This window comes from Lysobacter sp. N42 (assembly GCF_004344885.1).
The window spans coordinates 22,724-28,723 of sequence record NZ_SKFB01000040.1 but is presented as its reverse complement, the minus strand read 5'-3'; the positions used below and the strand labels follow the sequence as shown (position 1 = coordinate 28,723).

Here is a 6,000-nt window from a genome sequence, read left to right as displayed (position 1 = left end):
AACCCCGCCAACTTCCTGGCCTTTCTCTACCTTGCCGCCATGCCTCTGTGGATCGCTTGAATGTCGATTCGGCCTAGTGCGTCCGCGGCCCGCGCCGCCGCTCGACCTGCCCGGCCGCGCTCATGTCGCCGGCGCCGAGCGCGCGCACCGACAGCCGCAGGCCCGAGGCCTCCAGCGCGCCGCGCACGTCCTTGAAGGTGGCCCAGTCGGGGATGTCGCGCAGTGCGCTCTCGACCAGCGTGAAGTCGCCGGTCGCCCGGCAGGTACGGAAATACTCCGCCAGGTCGGCGGGGGACCGCAGGTAGTCGGCGATGCGGCGGTTCTCGGCCATGGCGCGGATCTCGGCAGGCTCATTGCAGACGCTAGCCCAGCGGCGTGGGCGCGCCGTGTAGGCGGCCGCTTCAGTACTCGCGGAGCATGGCTCCGGCGTTGCGGCCATCGAGCGCGACGACCCGCCCGCCTTCCGGTACGGGCGGGGGCTGGTAGAGCGTGACGCGGTTGCGGCCGGCCACCTTGGAGCGGTACATGGCCGCGTCCGCATGCGCGATCAGCATCTCGTAGTCGTAGCCCGAGATCGACGTGCTGACCACGCCGATGCTGGCCGCCACCGGCAGCGGACAGCCGGCGCCGGTGGTCGCATCGATGCCCTGGATCGACAGACGGCAGCGCTCGGCGATGCGCAGCGCGGCATCCACGTCGCAGTCCACCAGCGCCATGGCGAACTCCTCGCCGCCGATGCGGCCGTACAGGTCGCCCTCGCGGCAGTGCTGCCGGCCCACGCGCGCCACCTCGCGCAGCACCCAGTCACCGGAGGAATGCCCGCACTGGTCGTTGATCTGCTTGAAGTGGTCGAGGTCGAACAGCAGCACGCTCACCGGCCGTGCGCGCTGCTCGCAGGCCTTGAGGATGGCTTCGGCGCTCGCGCGGAAGTGGCGGCGGTTGGCCAGGCCGGTCAGCGCGTCGGTATTGGCGAGCTGGTGCAGGCTGCGATGCGTGCGCCGCGCCCGCCAACCCCAGTAGGCGGCCGATGCGGCGATCACCGCCAGCAGCGCGATGGCCAGGCGGAAATTCCAGGCCGAGCGCCTGGCGACTTCCTGCTGCAGGCGAAGGACCTGGTTCTCGTTGCTCAGAAGCTTGATCGACCGGTTCTTCCGGTCGAGCTCATGACGACTGAGCTGGAAGGCGTACTCCCGGGCCTTGATGTCGTCGAGGCGGGCCTTGTCTGCTTCCGCATAACGCCGGTAATGCATTAGCGCGTTCCGGTAGTCGCCGCGATCGAGGGCGACGCGATAGAGCACGTAACGCGCTCTCACGTGCGGCAGCCAGCCGGTATCGCCAGCAGTGAGCGCCAAGACACGCGACGCATGCGTTTGCGCGGCGATGCCGTCGCCCAGTTCGTACTTATACCGCCCAAGCAGACTATGAAACTCACCGATCAGATGCCGGTACTTGGTTGCATAGACTTCGGGCAGATTCTTCTCCAGCAATTGGACCGATTCCGCCCTGCGACCTTTCCCTGCCCAGTGCTGTGCCAATGTGCTGCGTATCAGGTTCGCACCGATCGGCTCGCCAGCATCGATACATGCATCGATCGCCGGCTTGATGTCGGCGGCCTCGTCAAGCGCCGATCCCATGCCGTACATCGCAACGATCTGCTCGACCCTCCCGTAACAGGTGGTCCGGGTGTCCGGGGCGGCGGCGACGACCAGGTCGGCGTACTGTTTGCCCAAGCCGTACTGGGCGAAATGGTTGTAAACAACAGACGCCACCGCCTCGCTCTGGGCGCGGATCCTCCGATCCTTGAATGTCCCGCGCATCCCGAGCGCCCGTTCGAGGTAACGCAGCCCCAATGTGAACTCGCGGGTAGCTGCGGATGCGTTGGCAACTAGGATAGCCGAGCGATACCGGATCTCCGGATCTTCCGCCTCGTTGAACAGCGCGACGCTGTCCTGTACGGCAGCCGTGTACTCGCCGCGGAGATGACGTTGGTAGTTGCGCAGAAGCCGCAGGTACTGCTGCTCGCGCAGAGACGCCCGCGAGCGGTCGCGTTCGAGCCCGGCGAGTATCGAGGTGAAGCGGGCCGGGTCGGACGTCCGCGCGGCGTCGGCTTCCCTCAGGCGTTCGGAAAACGCGGACGCGTGGGCGGGCGGCGACAGCAGCAGTACTGCTGCCGCTAAGCCCAGCCATGTTCGGGCGCGTGCCATGGCGCTTCCGCCGCCTCGTGCTCGTCGTGCCGCCGAAGTGGCGGCACGACGCAGATTACCTGCTCAAGCTGCCCGGGACGTGCCCTCGTCCGGCACATCGGTCGGCTCATCCACCGGGGGGTCGTCAGCTTGTTCGTCGGGCAGCGGTTCGGAATCCGGGACAATGACCGAGTAGCAAAGACGAGTCCGGCCGCCCTCCAGGGCAGCCAGCAACCTGCCATCCCCAGCCATGAGCGCGTCCCGCTGCGGCGGATCCAGCGCGGCGACCATGGCGGCCGCTTGCGCTTGCGGCCCGTGCTGCCCCAGGTGTTCAAGAAACTCGATGATGTCTGACACGATCCTCCCCTTGCGGTCTGACGGTGGGTCGCTCGGCACCTGGTGTGCCGAGCGGGTGGGTCGGGCCGACAGTCCCCGGGCTACAGGTCAGGCCTGCATCGCCTCCATTGGCGTCAGTCCCTAACAGGGCTTGGGGTACCTCCGATGCCTTGCCCTGTCCATCCGGCTCGTAACGCCAGGCCTTGCGGCCCAGGGTCCATACCTCCATGTCGCCCTGCCGGCTGCCCGGAATGAAGCCGAGCGGAGCGAGCAGCCCTTTCACGGGCAGGCGGCTGTGGGCGGTGACCTGACGCAGGCCCAGCGTCAGGAAGGCCTGTGGCAGCAGGCGAAGGAAGATTTCGCTCGCCATGCGCTGGCGCCACTTGTCCCGCCGCAGCATGATGCCCGCAGTGGCCTCGTCTCCTCTTCGGTGCAGAACGGCCGAACCGATGCCGTCAGACGTCATTGGACTCTCGACTGCCCAGGCACGATGTCCCGGCTTAGCGGCCGTGTCGTGACGGAGCACGAGGTCGAACTGTGCGTCGGCGGCCTCGATCGAGAGGGGAGGCGCTGTGGCGGCCATCACATCGCAGCTGGTGTAGAGCGCCCGGTACGGTTCGCGGTCGTCCTCGGTGATCAGCCCGAGCGCGATGCGCGGGCCGGTCAGCACGCGGTCGCCGGAAGTGTCGTGTTTCGGCATGCGACGTTTGCAGCATGGCAACGCGCCCACCCGTCGCGAGACAGCACCCAGGCCGCACGGCCGGGCTCGGCGTCGGCCGGGACGAACGGATACGGACTGAGCAGGCGGCGTGAGAGCCGGGCCCGCACGCCGTCGGCGCTGCGGGCGTACAGGGCGCGCAGGCCGATTCCGGCGAAGGCGTGGTCGATGACCTTGGCGAGTGCGGGCTTCGCCCGGCGGCCGTCCCACGCCTCGGGCAGGAGCATGATTCCGAGCTCGGCGGTATCTCCGTCGCGGACGAGCGAGGCAAGGCCAAGGTCCGCGCCGAGTGCGTCTCCGACGATCCAGAACCGGTGGCCGGGCACGTCGCCCGCGTTGTAGCCGCAGGCCCGGGCGAAAGTGGCTTCAGCGACATGGCGAGGGAGCGGCGGGCCGATCGCCGCCATGACTTCCGGGCAGGTGAACAAGTGAAGGTACAGCGCAGCGTCGGACGATTGCATCAGCCGGAGCTGGACAGCCGAGGAAGCGGAACCGAGTACGGACATCGCGCACCGAAGCCTTGCTTGTGCCCTGATTACGCAGCCAAAGCCCCTGGTCGGAGCCAGCGGCGGCAGCTCATGCTGCGTGACGTATCGAGCCGTGTTCGGCGCCGAGCGATGGCGTCGTGATCAGGCAAGGCAAGTGCTCCGGCGCATCCAGCGACACACGCGCTGCCGCGACGTTTGCCCGGTCCAGCGCAACATCGGGTCGGCGGTCGGCCCCGACGGCTTCTAGTGCTGCGAGTACATGGTTCACTGCATTTCCTCCTTGCTGTGGGCGTCGTGCACCACGACGAGTTTCGGCCGCTCGCGGCGACCGGTACGGTTGCCCGCCTCGATGGCATCGAGGGCGGCGAGCATGTCGCGATCCGGCACGAGCGGGCGTGCCGGCGCGATGACGAGGGTGGAATGCATCTCCAGGCGCGCGTCGACCAGCGCGTCGAGCGGCAGGCGTTCCATGCGCGGAGGCATGATCGCCACCGTCGGTGTCTCGTAGACGATTACCTCGTGGCTGGCCGGGTAGTCGCGACGGAGCTTCCGGACGAGCAGCTCGCGGTGCGCGCGGGCGCTGGCATAGCGGGTGAAGCTGCGGTCGCCCACCAGCGCGGGCTGCCATAGCACCAGCCAGGCGGCGGTGTCGAGCTGGCGGTCGCAGCAGAGGAACTGGGTGGCTTCGAAGTGCTGGCAGCCGGTGCGGCCGGGGTCGATGCCGAGGTCGGCGTAGAAGCAGTCCTCGGCGGAGATGCCGGGCTGCATGTCGGCCCGGAAGCCTTCGGCGCGCGCCAGCTCGATGGCCTCGTGCGCGACCTGCGCGAAGACGCTGGGGTGGCCATAGAAGGCCGCGCAGACGCGCCGGCCGGCGCGCACCTCGGCAAGGATGGCGCCGACCATTTCGCCGTAGGTGATGCGTCGCGACTTGCCCTCGGCGTAGTAGGACTGGAGGCTGCGCACCTCGGCATGCATCTCCTCCACCCAGCGCTCGACCAGCCCGTCGGAGGCGAGCACGAAGACGACGTCGGCCTGCTCGAGCGTGCTGCGCGCGCGAGGCGTGAGGTGGGCGCCCAGCATCATGCCGAGGCCCACGCAGGCCAGGCTTCCACGCCCGGGTGCGGCGTTCGTCATCGGCAGGCCCCCCCCCGGATCCCCGGGCAACCTTACCACCGCTGCGCCGTCAGCCGGCATCCACCAGCGTGTCCGCGAACGGCGTCTCCATCACCAGCACGCGCGCTTGGCCGCGCGGGACGGCGCGGTGCTCGATGCCGGCCTTCCCGGACCAGAGATCGCCGGCCTCCAGGGTGGCCACCTGCACGGGGTCGCCCGGGCGCCGCCAGTGCATGTCCACGGTGCCGGCGAGCACGACGAAGAGCTCGTCGCCGTCGTTGACATGCCAGGGGTAGCCGGCGTCGGTCCAGTGCACGCTGGCCTCGATGTCGCCGAACGTGGCGACCACGGTCGAGCCCCAGGCCCGCTCGGCGGTGTAGCCGGCGCCCCGCAGGACGGTGGCGCTCATCGGGCGGCCTCCGTGGAAGGGGCGATGCGGGCAGGCAGCGGCAGGCCGGGGCGCTCGAAGTCCCAGGTCGCCGAGACCAGGCGCCAGCCTTCGGTCGTGCGGACCAGCTGGAGGGAGTTGACGCCGCGCGCATAGGGCTGCGCGTCGCCGGGCTCGCGCCGCGCCTCGAAGGTGCTCCAGACGTGGCGCACGCCGCCGGAGCCGGCGACCTCGCGGGCGATCTCGCGTTCGTGGAAGCCGCGCGCCGCAAAGCGCGCCTCGTGCTCGGCGACGAAGCCCGCGAAGTCCAGGCTCCGGACCGCCAGGCGGCCTTCGGCATCGGCGCGGGTCAGGTGCAGGCGCGCGCCGGGCGCATGGAGCCGCGCCAGCGCCTGCCAGTCGCGCCGCGCGCCCGCGGGGCCGGAGACGGTGGCGTAGAGCGTGGCGATCAGGGCGTCGATGGCGGCGGCGTCGGGATCGGGCTCGCCGGTGGGCCTGGACGTGTCGGGAGCGGGCGGCGCCTGCATCGCGGCGGCCGCCCCTTGCGTCCCGCGCAGGCCGGATGCCTTCGCGCGCGACGCCGTGTCCGCCGCGTCGAACGAAGCGGACCCGGCGCCCGGCGGCGATGCAGGCCGTCCCGGCCCGTCGGAGCAGCAGGCGGGGCGCGCGGCGCGGGCGAAGACGCTGCCATGGGGTCCGGCGACGGCGGTACCGGCCAGCAGCGCGGCAAGTGTGGCGAAGTAGGCGGAACGACGCATGGCTGGGCTCCTCGGG

The 6,000-nt window shown here is 70.0% G+C and carries 9 protein-coding genes; all 9 read right to left on the bottom strand.

Features of this window, described 5'->3' with window-relative positions; translation table 11 throughout:
• Positions 1–73 precede the first annotated feature (73 nt).
• Positions 74–331 carry a hypothetical protein gene (locus tag EYQ95_RS22835; protein WP_132330890.1) on the bottom strand — a complete coding sequence of 86 codons (258 nt, stop codon included), beginning with the start codon at positions 329–331 and terminating at the stop codon, positions 74–76.
• Positions 332–401: 70 nt separating this feature from the next.
• The gene (locus EYQ95_RS22830) at positions 402–2,204 is read right to left on the bottom strand and encodes a GGDEF domain-containing protein (protein WP_132330888.1); all 1,803 of its coding nucleotides are present in this window, start codon (positions 2,202–2,204) and stop codon (positions 402–404) included.
• 63 nt (positions 2,205–2,267) lie between these two features.
• The gene (locus EYQ95_RS22825; RefSeq protein ID WP_132330886.1) at positions 2,268–2,540 is read right to left on the bottom strand and encodes a hypothetical protein; all 273 of its coding nucleotides are present in this window, start codon (positions 2,538–2,540) and stop codon (positions 2,268–2,270) included.
• On the bottom strand, positions 2,515–3,219 hold the full coding sequence (locus tag EYQ95_RS22820; RefSeq protein WP_132330884.1) for a GNAT family N-acetyltransferase: 705 nt from the start codon (positions 3,217–3,219) through the stop codon (positions 2,515–2,517). The genes EYQ95_RS22825 and EYQ95_RS22820 overlap by 26 nt, the downstream gene beginning before the upstream one ends.
• Positions 3,183–3,743, bottom strand: coding sequence for a GNAT family N-acetyltransferase (locus tag EYQ95_RS22815; protein WP_132330882.1), 561 nt, complete (start codon positions 3,741–3,743; stop codon positions 3,183–3,185). The genes EYQ95_RS22820 and EYQ95_RS22815 overlap by 37 nt, the downstream gene beginning before the upstream one ends.
• Positions 3,744–3,813: 70 nt before the next feature.
• Positions 3,814–3,993 (bottom strand): hypothetical protein, encoded by a 180-nt coding sequence (locus EYQ95_RS22810; RefSeq protein ID WP_132330880.1) that lies wholly within the window; start codon positions 3,991–3,993, stop codon positions 3,814–3,816.
• Entirely contained in the window at positions 3,990–4,859 is an 870-nt protein-coding gene (locus EYQ95_RS22805; protein WP_207916607.1) for an SAM-dependent methyltransferase, read from the bottom strand. Before EYQ95_RS22805 ends, EYQ95_RS22810 begins: the two co-directional genes overlap by 4 nt.
• A 49-nt stretch (positions 4,860–4,908) precedes the next feature.
• The gene (locus EYQ95_RS22800) at positions 4,909–5,247 is read right to left on the bottom strand and encodes a cupin (protein ID WP_132330878.1); all 339 of its coding nucleotides are present in this window, start codon (positions 5,245–5,247) and stop codon (positions 4,909–4,911) included.
• Positions 5,244–5,984 (bottom strand): nuclear transport factor 2 family protein, encoded by a 741-nt coding sequence (locus EYQ95_RS22795; protein ID WP_132330876.1) that lies wholly within the window; start codon positions 5,982–5,984, stop codon positions 5,244–5,246. The genes EYQ95_RS22800 and EYQ95_RS22795 overlap by 4 nt, the downstream gene beginning before the upstream one ends.
• Between the last annotated feature and the right edge of the window lie 16 nt (positions 5,985–6,000).

Bases quoted from the DNA above. Each gene is read 5' to 3' on its own strand.
- EYQ95_RS22835 (WP_132330890.1), bottom strand. From the start codon at position 331: ATGGCCGAGAACCGCCGCATCGCCGACTACCTGCGGTCCCCCGCCGAC.
- EYQ95_RS22830 (WP_132330888.1), bottom strand. From the start codon at position 2,204: ATGGCACGCGCCCGAACATGGCTGGGCTTAGCGGCAGCAGTACTGCTG.
- EYQ95_RS22820 (WP_132330884.1), bottom strand. From the start codon at position 3,219: ATGCCGAAACACGACACTTCCGGCGACCGCGTGCTGACCGGCCCGCGC.
- EYQ95_RS22815 (WP_132330882.1), bottom strand. From the start codon at position 3,743: ATGTCCGTACTCGGTTCCGCTTCCTCGGCTGTCCAGCTCCGGCTGATG.
- EYQ95_RS22805 (WP_207916607.1), bottom strand. From the start codon at position 4,859: ATGACGAACGCCGCACCCGGGCGTGGAAGCCTGGCCTGCGTGGGCCTC.
- EYQ95_RS22800 (WP_132330878.1), bottom strand. From the start codon at position 5,247: ATGAGCGCCACCGTCCTGCGGGGCGCCGGCTACACCGCCGAGCGGGCC.
- EYQ95_RS22795 (WP_132330876.1), bottom strand. From the start codon at position 5,984: ATGCGTCGTTCCGCCTACTTCGCCACACTTGCCGCGCTGCTGGCCGGT.